A 20,516-nucleotide genomic window follows, 5' to 3' on the forward strand; every position below is an offset into this window, starting at 1 on the left:
GCAGGCCGTGTTATTATTGTTATCAGTACATTTTGACAGGAAGAGTATTTTGACTACTGACACTCATACTCTGCATATTGAAGAGATTTTAGAACTTCTGCCGCACCGCTACCCGTTTCTGCTGGTAGACCGTGTGCTGGATTTTGAAGAAGGTCGTTTTCTGCGCGCAGTGAAAAATGTTTCCGTGAATGAGCCGTTCTTCCAGGGGCACTTCCCTGGTAAACCTATCTTCCCGGGTGTGTTGATTCTGGAAGCGATGGCTCAGGCTACCGGTATTCTGGCGTTTAAAAGCGTCGGTAAACTGGAACCCGGTGAGCTGTATTACTTCGCGGGTATTGACGAAGCGCGCTTTAAGCGTCCTGTCGTGCCTGGTGATCAGATGATCATGGAAGTCACTTTTGAAAAAACGCGTCGTGGCCTGACTCGCTTCAAAGGCGTAGCGCTGGTTGACGGTAAAGTTGTTTGCGAAGCGACGATGATGTGTGCTCGTAGCCGGGAGTCCTGATACGTGATTGATAAATCCGCCTTTATTCATCCTACCGCCATTGTGGAAACGGGTGCCATCGTTGGTGCTAACGCCCACATTGGCCCGTTTTGTATTGTTGGACCCCATGTCGAAATTGGTGAGGGTACAGTGCTGAAATCTCACGTTGTGGTGAATGGTCACACGACCATTGGCTGCAATAACGAGATCTATCAGTTCGCCTCCATCGGCGAAGTTAACCAGGATCTGAAATATGCTGGTGAGTCGACCCGTGTGGAAATCGGCGATCGTAACCGTATTCGCGAAAGCGTCACCATTCATCGTGGAACAGTACAGGGTGGTGGGTTGACGAAGGTGGGCAGCGATAACCTGTTTATGGTGAATGCGCATATCGCGCACGACTGTACCGTGGGTGACCGCTGTATCCTTGCCAACAATGCCACGCTGGCAGGACACGTATCAGTTGATGACTTCGCAATTATTGGCGGCATGACCGCAGTCCATCAGTTCTGCATCATTGGTGCGCACGTGATGGTCGGCGGATGCTCCGGTGTGGCGCAGGACGTCCCACCGTATGTGATTGCGCAGGGCAACCATGCCACGCCGTTTGGCGTGAACATCGAAGGCCTCAAGCGTCGTGGTTTTAGTCGCGAAGCGATTACTGCCATCCGCAACGCGTACAAACTGCTGTACCGTAGCGGTAAAACGCTGGAAGAGGCGAAGCCGGAAATTGCCGAACTGGCGAAAAAGCACCCGGAAGTGGACGCGTTCATGGAGTTCTTTGACCGTTCAACAAGGGGTCTGATTCGTTAATGGTCGACAGTCGTCCGCTTACGATAGCCCTGGTCGCCGGAGAAACCTCCGGCGATATTCTTGGTGCCGGTCTCATCCGTGCGCTTAAGGCTCGCGTACCCAATGCTCGCTTCGTCGGTGTTGCTGGCCCGCTGATGCAGGCCGAAGGCTGTGAGGCCTGGTATGAAATGGAAGAGTTGGCCGTGATGGGGATCGTTGAGGTGCTGGGACGGTTACGCCGTTTGCTGCACATCCGTGCCGATCTCACCCGCCGCTTTACCGAACTCAAACCCGATGTGTTTGTCGGTATCGATGCACCTGATTTCAACATTACCCTCGAAGGGAATCTGAAAAAGCAGGGCATTAAAACGATTCACTACGTCAGTCCGTCCGTCTGGGCGTGGCGACAGAAACGCGTTTTCAAAATCGGACGGTCCACCCACCTGGTGCTGGCTTTCCTGCCTTTCGAAAAAGCGTTTTACGACAGATTTAATGTTCCGTGCCGTTTTATCGGTCATACCATGGCGGATGCGATGCCACTGGATCCGGATAAAAACGCGGCGCGCGACGCGCTGGGCATCCCGCATGATGTGCACTGTCTGGCCTTACTGCCAGGCAGCCGTGGCGCAGAAGTTGAGATGCTGAGCGCCGATTTTCTTAAGACTGCGCAACTTCTTCGCCAGACCTATCCCGATCTTGAAGTGGTCGTGCCGCTGGTGAATGCCAAACGCCGCGAGCAGTTTGAGCGCATCAAAGCTGACGTCGCCCCGGATCTTCACGTCCGTCTTCTGGACGGGCAGGGGCGGGAAGCGATGTATGCGAGCGATGCCGCACTGCTGGCCTCCGGCACGGCGGCGCTGGAGTGTATGCTGGCGAAATGCCCGATGGTGGTCGGTTACCGCATGAAGCCGTTTACCTTCTGGCTGGCAAAACGTCTGGTGAAAACAGATTACGTCTCCCTGCCAAACCTGCTTGCGGGTCGCGAGCTGGTGAAAGAGCTCTTGCAGGATGAATGCCAGCCACAGGCGCTGGCGGAGGCCCTGCTGCCGCTGCTCGCCAACGGTAAAACCAGCCACCAGATGCACGATACCTTCCGAGAACTGCATCAACTGATCCGCTGTAATGCTGATGAGCAAGCGGCCGATGCGGTGCTGGAGTTAGCAAAATGATGGAATTTGTTTATCCTCACACCCACCTTGTGGCGGGTGTGGACGAAGTGGGTCGTGGTCCGTTAGTGGGAGCCGTGGTGACCGCTGCGGTGATCCTCGATCCGGCTCGGCCGATCGTCGGGCTGAATGACTCAAAAAAATTGTCTGAAAAGCGCCGGCTGGCGCTGTTTAGTGAGATTCAGGAGAAAGCGCTGGCCTGGAGCCTCGGGCGTGCTGAACCGCATGAGATAGACGAGCTGAATATTTTGCATGCCACGATGCTGGCGATGCAGCGTGCGGTGGCGGGGCTGAAAATTTCCCCTGAATATGTCCTGATTGACGGCAACCGCTGTCCGGCATTGCCCATGCCTTCAATGGCAGTGGTCAAAGGCGATAGCCGGGTCGCAGAAATTAGCGCAGCTTCTATTATTGCCAAAGTGACACGCGACGCCGAAATGGCCGCGCTGGACCTCACTTACCCTCAGTATGGTTTCGCCCAGCATAAGGGATATCCCACACCTTTCCACCTGGAGAGGCTGGCTGAACATGGCGCAACCGAACACCATCGGCGCAGTTTTGGCCCGGTAAAACGCGCCCTGGGACGGGTGTCCTGAATCATTACGCAAGCAATTAAGTAACGCGGAATCTGAAGATGGCTGAACCACGTTTCGTACACCTGCGGGTGCATAGCGACTACTCCATGATCGATGGGCTGGCGAAGACCGGGCCGCTGGTAAAAAAGGCGGCCTCGCTTGGCATGCCTGCGCTGGCGATCACCGATTTTACCAACCTGTGTGGCCTGGTGAAGTTCTACGGAACGGCGCACGGCGCGGGGATGAAGCCGATCGTCGGCGCAGATTTCCACGTGCAGAGCGACCTCATCGGGGATGAACTGACGCAAATCTCCGTGCTGGCGATGAACAACACGGGTTACCAAAACCTCACGCTGCTTATCTCAAAAGCCTATCAGCGCGGATATGGTGCGCTGGGCCCGTGGATCGACCGCGACTGGCTGGCTGAACTGAACGAAGGGCTGCTCCTGATCTCAGGCGGCCGGATGGGGGACGTCGGCAAATCCCTGCTGCGCGGTAACAGCGCGCTGGTGGATCAATGCGTCTCGTTCTATGAAGAATATTTCCCTAATCGTTATTACCTGGAGTTGATCCGTACCGGCCGTCAGGATGAAGAGAGCTATCTTCATGCCGCGGTGGCGCTCGCAGAAGAGCGCGGGTTGCCCGTAGTGGCCACCAACGACGTGCGGTTCCTTGAGGCGGGCGATTTTGACGCTCACGAAATTCGCGTGGCGATCCACGATGGCTTTACCCTCGACGATCCGAAGCGGCCGCGCAATTACTCCGCACAACAGTACATGCGCAGCGAGGAGGAGATGTGTGAGCTCTTCTCCGATATCCCCGAAGCGCTGGAAAACAGCGTAGAGATCGCCAAGCGCTGCAACGTCACCGTCCGCCTTGGCGAATACTTCCTGCCGCAGTTCCCGACGGGTGACATGACTACGGAAGATTTCCTGGTCATGAAATCGAAAGAAGGTCTGGAAGAGCGTCTGGAATTCCTGTTCCCGGATGAAGAAGAGCGTAAAAAGCGTCGTCCGGAGTATGACGAACGCCTGGACATTGAACTCCAGGTGATCAACCAGATGGGCTTCCCGGGCTACTTCCTGATCGTTATGGAGTTCATCCAGTGGTCGAAGGATAACGGCGTGCCGGTTGGACCGGGGCGTGGCTCCGGCGCAGGTTCGCTGGTGGCGTATGCGCTGAAAATTACCGACCTCGATCCGCTGGAGTTCGACCTGCTGTTCGAACGTTTCCTCAACCCGGAACGTGTCTCGATGCCCGACTTCGACGTCGACTTCTGCATGGAGAAACGCGACCAGGTGATCGAGCACGTGGCCGACATGTACGGCCGTGATGCGGTATCGCAGATCATTACCTTCGGTACGATGGCGGCGAAAGCGGTTATCCGCGACGTGGGCCGCGTGCTGGGCCACCCGTACGGGTTTGTCGATCGCATCTCTAAACTGGTGCCGCCCGATCCGGGCATGACGCTGGCAAAAGCCTTTGAGGCTGAACCGCAGCTGCCGGAAATCTATGAAGCGGACGAAGAGGTCAAAGCGCTGATCGACATGGCGCGCAAGCTGGAAGGCGTCACGCGTAACGCCGGTAAGCATGCGGGGGGCGTGGTTATCGCCCCGACCAAAATCACCGACTTCGCGCCGCTGTATTGCGATGAAGCGGGCCAGCATCCGGTCACCCAGTTCGACAAGAACGACGTAGAATACGCCGGGCTGGTGAAGTTCGACTTCCTTGGCCTGCGTACGCTGACCATCATCAACTGGGCGCTGGAGATGATCAACGCCCGCCGCGAGAAGAACGGCGAGCCGCCGCTGGATATCGCGGCCATCCCGCTGGACGACAAGAAAAGTTTCGACATGCTGCAGCGCTCGGAGACCACCGCTGTCTTCCAGCTTGAATCCCGCGGCATGAAAGATCTGATTAAGCGCCTGCAGCCCGACTGCTTCGAAGATATGATCGCGCTGGTGGCCCTGTTCCGTCCGGGCCCTTTGCAGTCAGGGATGGTAGATAACTTTATCGACCGTAAGCACGGGCGCGAAGAGATTTCCTACCCGGACGTTCAGTGGCAGCACGAAAGCCTGAAGCCGGTACTGGAGCCAACCTATGGCATCATCCTGTATCAGGAACAGGTGATGCAGATCGCCCAGGTGCTTTCCGGCTATACGCTTGGCGGCGCGGACATGCTGCGTCGTGCGATGGGTAAGAAAAAGCCGGAAGAGATGGCCAAGCAGCGTTCCATCTTTGAAGACGGGGCGAAGAAAAACGGCGTCGACGGCGAGCTGGCGATGAAAATCTTCGACCTGGTGGAGAAATTCGCCGGGTACGGATTTAACAAATCTCACTCAGCCGCCTATGCTTTGGTGTCGTATCAAACGCTGTGGCTGAAGGCACACTATCCTGCGGAGTTTATGGCTGCGGTAATGACCGCCGATATGGACAACACCGAGAAGGTGGTGGGCCTGGTGGATGAGTGCTGGCGCATGGGGCTGAAGATCCTGCCGCCGGATATCAACTCGGGTCTTTATCATTTTCACGTCAATGACGACGGGGAGATCGTTTACGGGATTGGCGCGATCAAGGGCGTAGGTGAGGGGCCGATCGAGGCGATCATCGAAGCGCGCAACAACGGCGGCTATTTCCGCGAGCTGTTCGATCTTTGCGCCCGTACCGATACCAAAAAACTGAACCGCCGCGTGCTGGAAAAACTGATCATGTCCGGCGCGTTCGACAGGCTGGGGCCGCACCGCGCCGCGCTGATGAACTCGCTGGGCGACGCCCTGAAAGCGGCGGATCAGCACGCAAAAGCGGAAGCCATTGGCCAGGCGGATATGTTCGGGGTGCTGGCGGAAGAGCCGGAGCAGATTGAGCAGTCGTATTCCAACTGCCAGCCGTGGCCAGAACAGGTGGTGCTGGACGGCGAGCGTGAAACGTTAGGTTTGTACCTGACGGGTCACCCGATCAACCAGTACATTAAAGAAATTGAGCGCTATGTCGGCGGCCACAGGCTAAAAGACATGCATCCGACAGAACGTGGTAAAATCACCACGGCTGCGGGGCTCGTGATTGCTGCAAGGGTTATGGTCACCAAGCGCGGCAATCGTATCGGCATCTGTACGTTGGATGACCGTTCCGGGCGTCTGGAGGTGATGTTGTTCACCGACGCGCTGGATAAATACCAGCAATTGCTGGAAAAAGACCGCATACTTATCGTCAGCGGACAGGTCAGCTTTGATGACTTCAGCGGGGGGCTTAAAATGACCGCCCGCGAAGTGATGGACATTGACGAAGCCCGGGAAAAATATGCTCGCGGGCTTGCTATCTCGCTGACGGACAGGCAAATTGATGACCAGCTTTTAAACCGACTCCGTCAGTCTCTGGAACCCCACCGCTCGGGGACAATTCCAGTACATCTCTACTATCAGAGGGCGGATGCACGTGCGCGGTTGCGCTTTGGTGCAACGTGGCGTGTCTCTCCGAGCGATCGTTTACTGAACGATCTCCGTGGCCTCATTGGTTCGGAGCAGGTGGAACTGGAGTTTGACTAATACAGGAATACTATGAGTCTGAATTTCCTTGATTTCGAACAGCCGATTGCTGAGCTGGAAGCGAAAATCGATTCTCTGACAGCGGTAAGCCGTCAGGATGAAAAACTGGATATTAACATCGACGAAGAAGTGCATCGTCTGCGCGAGAAAAGCGTAGAGCTGACGCGCAAAATCTTTGCCGATCTCGGCGCATGGCAGGTGGCCCAGCTGGCACGCCATCCACAGCGTCCGTACACCCTGGATTATGTCCGCCTGGCGTTTGACGAATTTGACGAACTGGCAGGCGATCGCGCATACGCTGACGACAAAGCTATCGTAGGCGGTATCGCGCGTCTGGACGGACGCCCGGTGATGATCATTGGTCATCAGAAAGGTCGTGAAACCAAAGAGAAAATCCGTCGTAACTTCGGTATGCCAGCCCCAGAAGGCTACCGTAAAGCCCTGCGTCTGATGGAGATGGCTGAGCGTTTCAACATGCCAATCATCACCTTTATCGACACCCCAGGTGCCTACCCTGGCGTGGGCGCGGAAGAGCGCGGTCAGTCTGAAGCCATCGCGCGCAACCTGCGCGAGATGTCTCGTCTGAAGGTGCCGGTCATCTGTACCGTTATCGGCGAGGGTGGTTCCGGTGGCGCGCTGGCGATTGGCGTGGGCGATAAAGTGAATATGCTGCAGTACAGCACCTATTCCGTTATCTCCCCGGAAGGCTGTGCGTCCATTCTGTGGAAAAGTGCTGACAAAGCGCCTCTGGCTGCCGAAGCGATGGGCATCATTGCGCCGCGTCTGAAAGAGCTTAAGCTGATCGATTCCATCATCCCGGAACCGCTGGGTGGGGCTCATCGTAAGCCGGAAGTGATGGCGGCGTCCCTGAAAGCGCAGCTGCTGGCCGATCTGGCAGACCTGGACGTGCTGAGCAAAGAAGGTCTGCTCAACCGCCGTTACCAGCGTCTGATGACTTACGGCTACGCGTAAGCTTCACAATTATCTGAAAAGCCGCACAATGTTGCGGCTTTTTTTATACCTGCGGTTTAGCCGGACTATGCTTAGCTAATGTTTTTTAAGGAGGAAGCCCATGAATATCATTGCCGTTATGGGGCCACACGGCGTCTTTTATAAAGATGAGCCGATTAAGGAGCTGGAGCAAGCCCTGCAGTCGCGCGGGTATCAGCTAATCTGGCCGCACAACAGCGCCGATCTGCTGAAGTTCATCGAGCATAACCCGCGTATCTGCGGCGTGATCTTCGACTGGGATGAATATGACCTCGAACTGTGCAGCGATATCAACAAGCTGAACGAATATCTCCCGCTGTACGCGTTTATTAATACCCACTCAACCATGGACGTCAGCGCCAATGATATGCGTATGGCGCTGTGGTTCTTTGAATATTCCCTCGGCGTGGCGGAAGACATTGCGACCCGAATTCAGCAATACACGAATGAATATCTCGATAACATTACGCCGCCCTTTACCCGGGCGCTCTTCACCTACGTGAAAGAGGGGAAATATACCTTCTGTACGCCTGGGCATATGGCGGGAACGGCCTACCAAAAAAGCCCGGTGGGCTGCCTGTTCTATGATTTCTTTGGTGGCAACACGCTGAAAGCGGACGTGTCCATTTCAGTCACCGAATTAGGCTCGCTGCTGGATCATACCGGACCGCATCTGGAAGCCGAAGAGTATATCGCCCGCACCTTTGGGGCCGAGCAGAGCTATATGGTGACCAACGGCACCTCGACCTCGAACAAAATCGTCGGAATGTATGCCGCGCCTGCGGGGAGCACCCTGCTGATTGACCGTAACTGCCATAAATCGCTGGCGCACCTGCTGATGATGAGCGACGTTGTACCGCTCTGGCTGTCGCCCACGCGCAACGCGCTCGGTATTCTTGGCGGTATTCCGCGGCGGGAGTTCACGCATGAAGCCATTGAACGCAAGGTCGCGGCAGTGCACGGCGCAGGCTGGCCTGTCCATGCGGTGATCACCAACTCGACCTATGACGGTCTGCTGTACAACACGGACTGGATCAAAAAGACTTTGGACGTGCCGTCGATCCACTTCGATTCCGCGTGGGTACCGTACACCAATTTCCACCCGATTTACGCGGGTAAAAGCGGCATGAGCGGTGAACGCGTGCCGGGTAAAGTGTTCTTCGAAACGCAGTCGACGCACAAAATGCTGGCCGCGTTTTCCCAGGCTTCGCTGATTCACATCAAAGGCGAATACGACGAAGAGACCTTTAACGAAGCCTTTATGATGCATACCACCACCTCACCAAGCTATCCGCTGGTGGCGTCTATCGAAACGGCTGCGGCGATGCTGCGCGGCAATCCCGGTAAACGTCTTATCAATCGCTCTGTGGAGCGCGCGCTGCATTTCCGTAAAGAGGTTCAGCGGCTGAAAGAGGAAGCCGACGGCTGGTTCTTTGATATCTGGCAGCCGGAAGAGATTGATGAAGCAGAATGCTGGCCGGTTTCGCCCGCCGAAGACTGGCATGGCTTCCGGGATGCCGATAGTGACCATATGTTCCTCGACCCGGTAAAAGTGACGATCCTGACGCCGGGTATGGATGAGCAGGGCAAGATGAGCGAGGAAGGGATCCCGGCTGCGCTGGTGGCGAAGTTCCTTGATGAACGCGGCGTGGTGGTGGAGAAAACAGGCCCCTATAATTTGCTGTTTCTGTTCAGCATCGGGATCGATAAAACCCGGGCGATGGGGCTGCTGCGCGGTCTGATGGAATTTAAGCGCGCCTACGATCTCAACCTGCGGGTGAAGAACATGCTGCCGGATCTCTACGCGGAAGATCCTGACTTCTACCGCAATATGCGTATTCAGGATCTGGCCCAGGGGATCCACAGGCTGATCCGTCAGCACGATCTGCCGCGTCTGATGCTACAGGCGTTCGATGTGTTGCCGGAGATGAAGTTTACCCCGCACAAGGCGTGGCAGCGCCAGGTGAGGGGGGAGGTCGAAACCGTCGAGCTGGAAAATCTGGTTGGGCGCGTATCGGCAAACATGATCCTGCCGTATCCGCCGGGCGTACCGCTCCTGATGCCGGGAGAGATGATTACCGAAGAGAGTCGGGCCGTGCTCGATTTCCTGCTGATGCTCTGTTCGGTAGGGCGTCACTATCCCGGTTTTGAGACGGATATCCACGGTGCGAAGCGCGACGAAAACGGCGTGTACTGGGTGCGAGTCCTAAAATAAGGGTGACCGCTTGCCAGGTGCGGGTTTTCGGTTGTAACGTTCAGGCATCATAAAAAGGAGAAGCTATGCTGGGTTTAAAACAGGTTCATCATATTGCGATCATTGCGACCGATTACGCGAAGAGTAAGGCCTTCTACTGCGACATTCTCGGCTTTACGCTGTTGAGCGAGGCCTACCGCGAGGAGCGCGACTCCTGGAAGGGCGACCTGGCGTTAAACGGGCAGTATGTGATTGAACTGTTCTCTTTTCCTTTTCCGCCTGCGCGTCCGTCCCGTCCGGAAGCCTGTGGCCTGCGCCATCTTGCCTTCAGCGTCGATGACCTGGATAGCGCAGTAAAACATCTGGAAGCGCACGGCGTGACGTGTGAAGCAATCCGCGTCGATCCGTTTACCGACAAGCGCTTTACCTTTTTCAACGACCCGGACGGCCTGCCGCTGGAGCTTTATCAGCAGTAATCTTCGTCCTGTGTGATAATGCCCGCTCAGTTCGGGCATTTTTTTATGTGTAATTCCCTATGACCTTACCCGCTATCGCACACGCCGTTTCACCGTACCGCCAGCTGCTGGTGGGGTTTAGCGGTGGCCTGGATTCCACCGTTCTGCTCCATCGTCTTAAACGCTGGCACGACCAGGAGCCTGACGTCCAGCTGCGGGCGATACATATTCATCACGGATTAAGTCCTCACGCAGAGGAGTGGGTGGCGCACTGCGAAGCCTTGTGTGCGGCGTGGGCGATCCCGCTTCTCGTCGAGCGCGTCACGCTTGCGGAGGAAGGGCTGGGCATTGAGGCGCAGGCGCGTAAAGCCCGCTATGCCGCCTTTGCCGGGGCATTGCGTACAGGAGAAGCACTGGTCACAGCCCAGCACCTGGACGATCAGTGTGAAACCTTTCTGCTGGCGCTTAAGCGGGGCAGCGGACCGGCAGGGCTTTCAGCCATGCCTGAGCGTTCTGAGTTTGCCGGTACAAGGTTACTGCGTCCGCTGCTTGGCGAGACGCGCGCCTCGCTTGAGGCCTGGGCGCGAGAACATCAGCTCAGCTGGATTGAAGATGAGAGCAACCAGGATGACGGCTATGACCGTAACTTTCTGCGTCTGCGCGTTCTCCCGCTATTGAGCGAGCGCTGGCCGCATTTCGCCGAGGCGACGGCAAGAAGCGCTATGCTGTGCGCCGAACAGGAATCGCTGCTGGACGAGCTGTTGAGTGACGAGCTGGCTGAACTGATTTCTGAAGACGGAGCGCTGGCGATTGCACCGCTGAAAGCGATGAGCCCGGTGCGTCGCGCCGCACTGATACGGCGCTGGCTGTCCTCTCATCACGCCGCGATGCCGTCGCGGGCGATGCTAAACCGTATCTGGGACGAGGTTGCCCTGGCGCGGGAGGATGCTTCCCCGTGCGTCCATCTGAACGGTTTTGACGTAAGGCGCTACAAAGGGGAACTCTGGTGGGTAAAATCAACGCCCTCACTGACCAATGTGGTGCTCGACTGGCTTTCACCTGAGCTTCCGCTGATATTGCCCGCTGACGCTGGACGTGTTTCTCTTATACCGTCTGGTCATGTGAGGCTGCCAGAGGCAGGAGAACCGGTAACGGTACGCTTTAAGGCTGGCGGCATGCTGCATATTGTCGGGCGCAACGGGGGACGCAAGCTGAAGAAAATCTGGCAGGAGTGCAACGTGCCGCCGTGGCTGCGCGATACCACGCCGCTGTTGTTCTATGGTGAAACATTGATTGCTGCTGCGGGCATTTTCATCACGGAAGCGGGATGGGCGGAAGAGGGTGTCAGGTTTGAGTGGCAGAAAGCGTAACGGGCAGCCAGGCTGCCCGTTAATGTCATCAGGATTCGCTCACCACGACGGTGCCGATTTGCGGGTGGCTGAAGCTGGCTATTTTATCCAGGCGCAGCTCACGCGTCGCACCGGCATCTTCCACTATCAGGTATTCCACATTCTTACGTGAAACCAGATCGCTGGCCTTCGCCTTCAACACTTCGCCATCTTTTAGCTCCAGCGTCAGTAATAAATGATGCTGGCAGGCGAGTTCGAGGTTGTCATAGTCATCACAATTGATGGGTTGATAAGTATCATTCATCGACATAATCGCTCACCAGTAAATTCGCCGCAGCATACGCTGCTTTTTCCCTGACCGACTCTGAAAGGCTCTCATCAGAGGCCACTTCATTAAGCACTTTCAATACACAGCCCAACGCGTCCGGGACATACCCCAGATCTCCGCTGGCGATTTCCGCATACCGTTTGCGAATTAACTCACAATAATTATTCACATCCCCTCCCGCCAGCGCACTGACTTACTGTGAGATATCATTAAGCCTACGAAGATAAACTCGGTTTAGCAAGGTGACTATACCATACTCATTTAAGCAATATCAGCGCCTTGATAGCGGTGTATTTATCACCCTACAACAGCCTTTTGCCGCGGTTTTCGCTACAATGAGCGCCTGATTCGAATGGAGTTCTCTCATGGCGCTGAAAGCGACAATTTATAAAGCAGTGGTCAATGTGGCCGATCTTGATCGCAACCAGTACCTGGACGCCTCGCTGACGCTGGCTCGCCACCCCTCCGAAACCCAGGAGCGCATGATGCTGCGCCTGCTGGCGTGGATTAAGTACGCTGACGAGCGTCTGCAGTTTACCCGTGGGTTAAGCGCAGAAGACGAGCCAGAAGCCTGGCTGCGCAACGATCATCTGGGTATCGATTTGTGGATCGAACTTGGACTGCCGGACGAGCGCAGAATTAAGAAGGCCTGCACTCAGTCCGCTGAAGTGGCCTTATTCGCGTATAATCAGCGCGCTGCGGAGATTTGGTGGCAGCAAAACAAAAGCAAGTGCGGACAGTTTAAAAATCTCACGGTCTGGTATCTGGATGATGAGCAGCTGGCGCAGCTGAGCGACTTTGCCAGCCGGACCATGGTGTTGCAGGCGACGATTCAGGACGGTGCCATCTGGCTCTCTGATTCTCAGAATAATCTGGAAATTCATTTGACGGCGTGGCAACCGGCCTCATGATCGTCTTGTCCCGAAACGTCAGCATTCCGGACAACGAGCTGGAGATCACCGCCATCCGTGCTCAGGGGGCAGGTGGGCAGCACGTCAACAAGGCCTCAACGGCAATCCATTTGCGTTTTGACATTCGGGCCTCAAGCCTGCCAGAGTATTATAAAGAAAGTCTGCTTGCTGCCAGCCATCACCTGATCACCAGCGATCGCGTGATGGTGATCAAAGCCCAGGAATACCGCAGCCAGGAGCTCAACCGGGAAGCGGCGATAGCCAGGCTGGTGGCGGTCATTAAAGAATTAACGGCAGTACAAAAAAGCCGCCGGGCAACGCGGCCAACCCGCGCATCGAAAGAGCGTCGGCTGGCCTCGAAGGCCCAAAAATCCACAGTGAAAGCACTACGCGGTAAAGTTCGTCGCCCCACAGAGTGACGAAAGGGAACACACTTTTCATAAGGAATTCATTGTGAAAAAAGCATTATGGTCAGCGCTGGCAGTGAGTACGCTGTTTGCGCTTTTCGGGTGTAACAACCGCTCCGAAACGCAGGTTTTACAACCCACGCAGACGGAAGAATTAAAACCGATGCAGCAGAGCTGGCGCGGCGTATTGCCTTGCGCGGACTGTGAAGGCATTGAAACGTCACTGTTCCTGCAAAAAGACGGCACCTGGGTGATGAACCAGCGCTATCAGGGCGCAAAAGAGCCTTCTTCTTTTGCAACTTATGGAACATGGGCGCGAACGGCGGAGAAGCTGGTTCTGACGGATACCGCTGGCGAGAAAACTTATTTCCGCGCCAAAGGCGAGGGGATGGAGATGCTGGATCGTGAAGGCAATCCAATTGAATCCCAGTTCAACTACACGCTGGCGCCGGTAAAAGCGGCTCTGCCCGCGACGCCGATGGCGATGCGGGGGATGTACTTCTACATGGCGGATGCGGCGATCTTTACCGACTGCGCAACCGGTAAGAAGGTCAGCGTGGCAAACAATGCGCAGCTTGAACGTGATTACGCGGTGGCGCGCGGCAATGACAGCAAACCGGTATTGCTGACGGTGGACGGTCACTTTACGCTGGAGCCAAACCCGGATAGTGGAGAGATGGTGAAAACGCTGGTGGCAGATAAAGACGCGAAGTTTGTTGCGGGTAAAGACTGTAACAGTAAATAAGCTGACGCTGAGCCATTAAAAAACCCCGCCTGAGCGGGGTTTTTTGTTTAGCCTTTGATGGCTTTCACCAGGTAATCAAGAATCTCGCCTGTCTTGATCATCTGTTTTTCGCCGCTGCGACGGTATTTGTATTCAATCTCGTCGCTGTCGAGGTTACGGTCGCCGATCACGACGGTGTGTGGGATACCGATCAGTTCCATATCGGCAAACATCACGCCCGGACGCTCTTTACGGTCATCCATCAGCACTTCGATACCCTGCGCACGCAGCTCGGCATACAGCTTCTCGGCCAGTTCCTGCACGCGGTAAGACTTGTGCATGTTCATTGGCAGAATAGCAACCTGGAACGGTGCGATGTTGTCTGGCCAGACGATGCCGCGCTCATCATAGTTCTGCTCAATGGCGGCAGCTACCACGCGCGTCACCCCGATACCGTAGCAACCCATGGTCAGGATCTGGTTACGGCCATCTTCACCCTGAACAGCGGCGTTCAGCGCGCGCGAGTATTTATCGCCCAGCTGGAAGATGTGACCGACTTCAATGCCGCGCTTGATCATCAGGGTACCCTGACCGTCCGGGCTTGGATCGCCTGCGACCACGTTACGGATGTCTGCTACTTCCGGCGTCGCCACGTCGCGATCCCAGTTGATGCCGAAGTAGTGTTTACCGTCGATGTTCGCACCGGCGGAGAAGTCGCTCATCGCGGCTACCGTGCGGTCAATAACAACAGGAACCGGCATATTCACCGGACCAAGAGAACCTGGGCCAGCATTGACCACGGCGCGGATTTCCGCTTCCGTCGCGAACGTCAGCGGGCTGGCGACCTGCGGCAGCTTCTCAGCTTTCACTTCGTTCAGCTCGTGATCGCCACGCACCAGCAGGGCAACCAGCGGGTAAGCGCTCCCTTCGGTGGCTTTCACCAGCAGCGTCTTAACGGTTTTTTCGATCGGCAGGTTGAACTGCTCAACCAGCTCGGCAATGGTTTTCGCGTTTGGCGTATCAACCAGCGTCATCTCTTGCGTTGCCGCAGCACGTGGTTCTTTTGGTGCCAGCGCTTCTGCGAATTCGATGTTCGCCGCGTAATCTGAAGAGTCAGAGAAGATCACATCGTCTTCACCGCTCTGCGCCAGTACCTGGAATTCATGAGATGCGCTACCGCCGATGGAGCCGGTATCAGCCTGCACAGCACGGAAATCCAGCCCCATGCGGGAGAAAATTTTGCTGTATGCCGCGTACATTTTGTCGTAGGTCTCTTGCAGGGATTCCTGAGAGGTATGGAAAGAGTAGGCGTCTTTCATCAGGAATTCGCGAGAGCGCATGACGCCGAAACGCGGGCGAACTTCGTCACGGAACTTGGTCTGGATCTGGAAGAAGTTCAGCGGCAGCTGTTTGTAAGAGCTCAGCTCATTACGAATCAGGTCGGTGATGACTTCTTCATGCGTTGGGCCGAGAACGAACGGACGCTCGCCACGATCGACGAAGCGCAGCAGTTCAGGACCATACTGTTCCCAACGACCGCTCTCCTGCCACAGGTCAGCGGGCTGAACCACGGGCATGGACACCTCGATAGCACCGGCGTTGTTCATCTCTTCACGCACGATGTTTTCGACTTTTTTCAGGACGCGCACGCCGGTCGGCAGCCAGGTGTATAACCCGGAGGCCAGCTTGCGGATCATCCCGGCGCGCAGCATCAGCTGATGGCTGATCACTTCGGCGTCGGCAGGCGTCTCCTTCAGAGTGGAGAGCAGATATTGGCTAGTACGCATGTTGTTACGGTTCCATTTCGACGATTGGAACAGGCTGAAACACCAGCCTGACACAAAAAAAGTGGTTTAGTTTACCAGTGTGGCAAAGATGCCAAAAGAGAGGAGAACAAAATTACCTGGGTTCAAGGGCAAACACTTCAAAACCTGCCCCGGTGACGCGCCAGCGAACGTTAAAATCCAGCAGCCAGACGGCGTACGTTTTACCTGCTTCCTCTTCTTTACGGTAGGCCGGACGCGGGTCCTGTGCCAGAACTTCTGTGATGAAATCCCGTAAGCGAGGATAGCGTTTCTCCAGTTGGCCGAACTGAGCGGTTATCTCAGGCGTAAAATATACAGGCATGTCCGCCTGTGGGGCGTCCTGAGCATAGCTTGCACGCGCGTCCGGAAGGGCTTCGGCGAAGGGCAAATAGGGTTTGATGTCGATCACCGGCGTGCCGTCGACAAGGTCCAGGCTACCTAACTCCAGTATCACCCGATCTTTCTGGCAGCGTATGCCTTTCAGTTCAACCAGTGACATGCCAACCGGGTTTGGACGGAAGGTCGAGCGCGTCGCAAACACCCCCATTCTCGCATTGCCGCCAAGACGAGGAGGACGCACGGTAGGACGCCAGCCGCCTTCCATCGTCTGGTGAAACACGAACACCACCCACAGGTGGCTGAATGCCTCAAGCCCGCGTACCGCATCGGCCTGATTGTAAGGCGCAATCAGGTGAAGCTCACCGCGTCCGCTGGTGACAAGACCGGGCTGGCGGGGGACGGCGAACTTCTCTTTGTAAGGAGAGTGGATAACGCCTATCTGCTCGAACTGAAATGCACTCATTTCGCCGTGATGTTCAGCGCAGAACCGATGCACACCGCCTGACGGTAGCAGCCCGGCGTGCCGCTGGTGACTTCACAGCTGTGCAGCAGGACCGCGTTGGCTTTCATTTTTGCGGCATTAATCTGCATGCGTTTACGCGCTGTCGGGATATTCGGTGGTGAGTCCTGATTGGTCGCCTGACAGGATTCGCCGCTCACTTCGCCCAGTTCACGGAACGGTTTACCGACGAGTTCATCCGCTTTCGTGATAATGCGAACCGGCGCAGGGCGAACCACTTTCGGTTTCGCAGGCTCGGTCTTTGGCGGGGTTGCCGTGCTTTGAACAGGTTCAACGGGAGATCTGCTTAGCATAGAACAGCCGCTCAGCATGAGTGCTAAAAGACAGATCGGTAAAGCACGCATAATATTTCCTCAATGGATAATCAAAACGTCAGATATTGAATCAGTTGACTGCACAAATGACAAGACGGGCATAAGCCCGTCCTGATGATATTACACTGAGGTGAGATTACCAGCCTTTAACAGCGCCGCCGTTAAACACTTTGTTGGCTTCCTGGTAAACTTCGTCAGACTGATAGGCCTGTACGAATTTCTTCACGTTTTCCGCGTCTTTGTTGTCTTCGCGAGTCACGATCAGGTTTACGTATGGAGAGTCTTTATCTTCAACGAAGATACCGTCTTTAGCTGGGGTCAGGCCAATCTGGCTGGCGTACGTGGTGTTGATAACGGCCAGGGCAATCTGCGCATCGTCCAGAGAACGTGGCAGCTGCGGTGCTTCCAGCTCAACAATTTTCAGATTTTTCGGGTTCTCGGTGACGTCCAGAACGGTTGGCAGCAGGCCAACACCGTCTTTCAGTTTGATCAGGCCCACTTTCTGCAGCAGCAGCAGGGAACGACCAAGGTTAGTTGGGTCGTTAGGGACGGCAACCTGAGAGCCCGGCTGCAGTTCGTCCAGGGATTTAATTTTCTTAGAGTAACCGGCAATTGGATAAACGAAGGTATTACCCACGCCCACCAGTTTATAGCCGCGATCTTTGATCTGCTGGTCCAGGTATGGTTTATGCTGGAAGGCGTTCGCGTCGATATCACCTTTGCTCAGCGCTTCGTTCGGCAGAACATAATCGTTGAAGGTCACCAGCTCCACGTCCAGGCCATATTTCTCTTTCGCTACTTTCTGAGCAACTTCTGCAACCTGCTGTTCTGCACCTACGATAACGCCCACTTTAATGTGGTTCGGATCTTTTTCATCCTGACCGCAACCCACCAGTGCCAGAGAGCCGATCAGCGCGCCTACTGCTGCGAAGGTCTTTAATTTAAACGCCATGTTTTATCCTTAACTCGTAGAGTTTATGTTGTGTGTAACGTTATTTGTGCGTAACAGCCCGGACGATGCGATCGCCAGAGAACTGGATTAAGTAAACCAGAACAACCAGCAATACCAGAACGGTATTCATCACGGTCGCGTTATATCCAATATAGCCGTACTGGTAACCAATCTGACCTAAACCGCCCGCGCCTACGGCACCGCCCATCGCGGAATAACCGACCAGGGTGATAAGCGTAATGGTTGCCGCATTCACCAGCCCTGGCAGTGCCTCAGGCAGCAGAACCTTGCGGACGATCTGCATCGGCGTGGCGCCCATCGCGCGGGACGCTTCGATCAAACCGGTTGGGATCTCCAGCAGGGCGTTTTCCACCATACGGGCGATAAACGGCGCAGCGCCAACGGTCAGCGGAACGATCGCCGCCTGCAGACCGATAGACGTTCCGACGATCACGCGGGTAAACGGAATCATCCACACCAGTAAGATAATGAACGGGATAGAACGGAAGATGTTCACCAGCGCAGAGAGCGTACGGTACAGCTTCGCGTTCTCAATGATTTGACCCGGACGCGTCACGTACAGCAACACGCCGACCGGCAGGCCAATCACAAAACCAAAGAAGCCAGAGACAAAGGTCATTGCCAGCGTTTCCCAAACGCCGCGAACCAGCAGCCACATCATCGGCTCAGACATAACCCAGTACCTCTACTTTTACGTGATGTTCTTGCAGCCAGGCAATGGCTGCCTGGGTTTCTTCTTGTGTGCCGTGCATTTCTGTCAGCATGATGCCGAACTTCACGCCACCGGCGTAATCCATCTGCGCGCTGATGATGTTGTTATTCACGTTAAAGCGACGTGCGGTTTCGGAAAGCAGGGGAGCATCAACGGACTGGCCGGTGAACTCCATGCGCAGCATCGGGACGCTGTCTGCTGTTGCTTCTGTTTTCAGACGTTCCAGATAGTCTTCCGGAATATCCAGATGCAGCGTGGACTGGATGAACTGCTGCGCCAGCGGGGTTTTCGGATGCGAGAACACTTCGCTTACCGTGTCCTGCTCGATCAGTTCACCGTTACTGATGACCGCCACGCAGTCGCAGATGCGTTTCACCACATCCATCTCGTGCGTAATAAGGAGGATCGTCAGGCCCAGACGACGGTTAATGTCTTTCAGCAGTTCCAGAATAGAACGCGTGGTTGCCGGATCCAGTGCGCTGGTGGCTTCATCACACAGCAGCACCTTAGGATTGCTTGCCAGCGCGCGGGCAATGGCCACACGCTGTTTTTGCCCACCGGACAGATTTGCCGGGTAGCTATCCTGTTTGTCGCCCAGACCCACGAGGTCGAGCAGCTCGGTGACGCGGCGCTTCACTTCTTCTTTCGGCGTGTTATCCAGCTCAAGCGGTAAGGCAACGTTGCCGAACACGGTGCGGGAAGCCAGCAGGTTAAAGTGCTGGAAGATCATGCCAATCTGACGACGCGCTTTGGTGAGTTCTTTCTCTGAAAGGGCGGTAAGTTCCTGGCCGCCAACTTCTACGCTGCCCTGGGTTGGGCGCTCAAGCAGGTTAACACAACGGATCAGCGTACTTTTACCTGCACCCGATGCGCCAATGACGCCATAAATTTGACCAGCAGGAACATGCAGGCTGACGTTGTTCAGCGCCTGAATGGTTCGGTTCCCCTGCTGGAACACTTTGGTGATATTGGAAAGTTTAATCATTAGATTATTTTTATCGTATGTAAGTTAGCCGTGGCATTTTCTTCTGCCAGATACGGGTGATGACCGTAAACAAAACGGATGTTAAGGCATCCAGACGTCTAAATCAATCCAACTCTGTACGATGAGCACTTTATTGCGCTGCGATTCATGAGATACTAGCTGAACATGCCTTTTTCAGGAGCAAACCGGTGGCAAAATCAGTACCCGCAATTTTTCTCGATCGTGACGGCACTATTAATGTGGATCACGGTTATGTCCATGAGATTGATGAGTTCGAGTTTATCGAGGGCGTAATAGATGCCATGCGCCAGTTGAAAGATATGGGCTATGCGCTGGTGGTGGTGACGAACCAGTCTGGTATTGCACGCGGTAAATTCACCGAAGCGCAGTTCGAGACGCTGACCGAATGGATGGACTGGTCACTTGCCGACCGCGGTGTGGATCTGGATGGCATCTACTATTGTCCGCATCATCCGCAGGGAACCGTAGAAGCGTATCGTCAGACCTGTGATTGCCGTAAGCCGCATCCGGGGATGTTTATCTCTGCGCAGGAGTTCCTGCACATTGATATGGCGGCTTCTTATATGGTGGGCGATAAACTGGAAGATATGCAGGCAGCCGCAGCCGCGGGTGTAGGGACTAAAATATTAGTGCGTACCGGCAAGCCAGTGACGCCAGAAGCTGAGAATGCGGCGGATTGGGTGATTAATAGTCTGGCCGATCTGCCAAAAGAGATTAAAAAGCACCAAAAATAGCCTTTTTGGTGAAAAGGTGAGCGGTTGAAATAAAAATGCATTTTTCCGCTTGTCATTCCTCGGCGGCTCCCTATAATGCGCCTCCATCGACACGGCGGATATGAATCACTTCACAGACAACGCGGTCGGTTGAAGAGAAAAAATCCTGAAATAACGGGTTGACTCTGAAAGAGGAAAGCGTAATATACGCCACCTC

General features: G+C 55.3%; 21 protein-coding genes. 13 read left to right on the forward strand and 8 right to left on the reverse strand.

All coding sequences use genetic code 11. The features are described from left to right. Nucleotides 1–49 precede the first annotated feature (49 nt). From fabZ to tilS, 9 genes are all read left to right on the forward strand, one after another. Entirely contained in the window at nt 50–505 is a 456-nt protein-coding gene (gene fabZ / locus ACOTXF_RS20240) for a 3-hydroxyacyl-ACP dehydratase FabZ (protein WP_010426706.1), read from the forward strand. 3 nt (nt 506–508) lie between these two features. Further along, nucleotides 509–1,297 (forward strand): acyl-ACP--UDP-N-acetylglucosamine O-acyltransferase, encoded by a 789-nt coding sequence (gene lpxA, locus ACOTXF_RS20245; RefSeq protein WP_008501899.1) that lies wholly within the window; start codon nt 509–511, stop codon nt 1,295–1,297. Beyond that, nucleotides 1,297–2,445: a lipid-A-disaccharide synthase gene (lpxB, locus tag ACOTXF_RS20250; protein ID WP_008501898.1), complete on the forward strand. Its 1,149-nt coding sequence runs from the start codon at nt 1,297–1,299 to the stop codon at nt 2,443–2,445. The genes lpxA and lpxB overlap by 1 nt, the downstream gene beginning before the upstream one ends. Then, nucleotides 2,442–3,038, forward strand: coding sequence for a ribonuclease HII (gene rnhB, locus ACOTXF_RS20255; RefSeq protein ID WP_008501897.1), 597 nt, complete (start codon nt 2,442–2,444; stop codon nt 3,036–3,038). The genes lpxB and rnhB overlap by 4 nt, the downstream gene beginning before the upstream one ends. 38 nt (nt 3,039–3,076) lie before the next feature. Then, nucleotides 3,077–6,559, forward strand: a complete 3,483-nt coding sequence (gene dnaE, locus ACOTXF_RS20260; protein WP_008501896.1) for a DNA polymerase III subunit alpha — start codon at nt 3,077–3,079, stop codon at nt 6,557–6,559. A 12-nt stretch (nt 6,560–6,571) separates the two neighbouring features. Further along, the gene (gene accA / locus ACOTXF_RS20265; protein WP_234115347.1) at nt 6,572–7,531 is read left to right on the forward strand and encodes an acetyl-CoA carboxylase carboxyl transferase subunit alpha; all 960 of its coding nucleotides are present in this window, start codon (nt 6,572–6,574) and stop codon (nt 7,529–7,531) included. A gap of 100 nt (nt 7,532–7,631) precedes the next feature. Next, on the forward strand, nt 7,632–9,764 hold the full coding sequence (locus ACOTXF_RS20270) for a lysine decarboxylase LdcC (protein ID WP_047746668.1): 2,133 nt from the start codon (nt 7,632–7,634) through the stop codon (nt 9,762–9,764). A gap of 65 nt (nt 9,765–9,829) precedes the next feature. After that, nucleotides 9,830–10,219, forward strand: a complete 390-nt coding sequence (locus tag ACOTXF_RS20275) for a VOC family protein (protein ID WP_023293230.1) — start codon at nt 9,830–9,832, stop codon at nt 10,217–10,219. Between the two features lie 59 nt (nt 10,220–10,278). Beyond that, complete coding sequence (gene tilS, locus ACOTXF_RS20280; RefSeq protein WP_234115346.1) at nt 10,279–11,568, forward strand: tRNA lysidine(34) synthetase TilS; 1,290 nt, start codon at nt 10,279–10,281, stop codon at nt 11,566–11,568. 28 nt (nt 11,569–11,596) lie between these two features. Here tilS and rof read toward each other — a convergent pair whose 3' ends face one another. Both rof and ACOTXF_RS20290 read right to left on the reverse strand, forming a co-directional pair. Next, the gene (rof, locus tag ACOTXF_RS20285) at nt 11,597–11,857 is read right to left on the reverse strand and encodes a Rho-binding antiterminator (RefSeq protein ID WP_008501890.1); all 261 of its coding nucleotides are present in this window, start codon (nt 11,855–11,857) and stop codon (nt 11,597–11,599) included. Beyond that, nucleotides 11,844–12,044: a YaeP family protein gene (locus ACOTXF_RS20290; protein WP_008501889.1), complete on the reverse strand. Its 201-nt coding sequence runs from the start codon at nt 12,042–12,044 to the stop codon at nt 11,844–11,846. Before ACOTXF_RS20290 ends, rof begins: the two co-directional genes overlap by 14 nt. Nucleotides 12,045–12,240: 196 nt before the next feature. Here ACOTXF_RS20290 and ACOTXF_RS20295 point away from each other — a divergent pair, with 196 nt between their 5' ends. From ACOTXF_RS20295 to nlpE, 3 genes are read left to right on the forward strand one after another with little or no spacing between them, the layout of a single operon-like run. Further along, a complete protein-coding gene (locus ACOTXF_RS20295) occupies nt 12,241–12,786 on the forward strand; it encodes a YaeQ family protein (RefSeq protein WP_316937193.1) in 546 nt (181 codons plus the stop codon). Then, nucleotides 12,783–13,205 carry an alternative ribosome rescue aminoacyl-tRNA hydrolase ArfB gene (gene arfB, locus ACOTXF_RS20300; protein ID WP_045415348.1) on the forward strand — a complete coding sequence of 141 codons (423 nt, stop codon included), beginning with the start codon at nt 12,783–12,785 and terminating at the stop codon, nt 13,203–13,205. The genes ACOTXF_RS20295 and arfB overlap by 4 nt, the downstream gene beginning before the upstream one ends. A 34-nt stretch (nt 13,206–13,239) precedes the next feature. Further along, nucleotides 13,240–13,938, forward strand: a complete 699-nt coding sequence (nlpE, locus tag ACOTXF_RS20305) for an envelope stress response activation lipoprotein NlpE (RefSeq protein ID WP_021240479.1) — start codon at nt 13,240–13,242, stop codon at nt 13,936–13,938. A gap of 47 nt (nt 13,939–13,985) precedes the next feature. Here nlpE and proS read toward each other — a convergent pair whose 3' ends face one another. The 6 genes from proS to metN all read right to left on the reverse strand — a co-directional run bounded on the left by proS (nt 13,986) and on the right by metN (nt 19,565). Then, nucleotides 13,986–15,704 carry a proline--tRNA ligase gene (gene proS, locus ACOTXF_RS20310; protein WP_045406472.1) on the reverse strand — a complete coding sequence of 573 codons (1,719 nt, stop codon included), beginning with the start codon at nt 15,702–15,704 and terminating at the stop codon, nt 13,986–13,988. Nucleotides 15,705–15,816: 112 nt separating this feature from the next. Then, complete coding sequence (gene tsaA, locus ACOTXF_RS20315) at nt 15,817–16,524, reverse strand: tRNA (N6-threonylcarbamoyladenosine(37)-N6)-methyltransferase TrmO (RefSeq protein ID WP_032675982.1); 708 nt, start codon at nt 16,522–16,524, stop codon at nt 15,817–15,819. Then, a complete protein-coding gene (gene rcsF / locus ACOTXF_RS20320; protein WP_008501883.1) occupies nt 16,521–16,925 on the reverse strand; it encodes an Rcs stress response system protein RcsF in 405 nt (134 codons plus the stop codon). The genes tsaA and rcsF overlap by 4 nt, the downstream gene beginning before the upstream one ends. 106 nt (nt 16,926–17,031) lie before the next feature. Beyond that, nucleotides 17,032–17,847 (reverse strand): methionine ABC transporter substrate-binding lipoprotein MetQ, encoded by an 816-nt coding sequence (gene metQ / locus ACOTXF_RS20325; protein WP_014168729.1) that lies wholly within the window; start codon nt 17,845–17,847, stop codon nt 17,032–17,034. 40 nt (nt 17,848–17,887) lie between these two features. Next, a complete protein-coding gene (locus tag ACOTXF_RS20330) occupies nt 17,888–18,541 on the reverse strand; it encodes a methionine ABC transporter permease MetI (protein ID WP_003856130.1) in 654 nt (217 codons plus the stop codon). Beyond that, nucleotides 18,534–19,565, reverse strand: coding sequence for a methionine ABC transporter ATP-binding protein MetN (gene metN / locus ACOTXF_RS20335; protein WP_008501880.1), 1,032 nt, complete (start codon nt 19,563–19,565; stop codon nt 18,534–18,536). Before metN ends, ACOTXF_RS20330 begins: the two co-directional genes overlap by 8 nt. A gap of 188 nt (nt 19,566–19,753) precedes the next feature. On the opposite strand from metN, the gene gmhB reads away from it, so the two are divergent. Further along, entirely contained in the window at nt 19,754–20,320 is a 567-nt protein-coding gene (gene gmhB, locus ACOTXF_RS20340; protein ID WP_032654754.1) for a D-glycero-beta-D-manno-heptose 1,7-bisphosphate 7-phosphatase, read from the forward strand. The last annotated feature ends 196 nt before the right edge of the window (nt 20,321–20,516 follow it).

Source organism: Enterobacter cloacae complex sp. IR53041 (assembly GCF_049238285.1).
Classification (GTDB): Bacteria; Pseudomonadota; Gammaproteobacteria; order Enterobacterales; family Enterobacteriaceae; genus Enterobacter; species Enterobacter roggenkampii.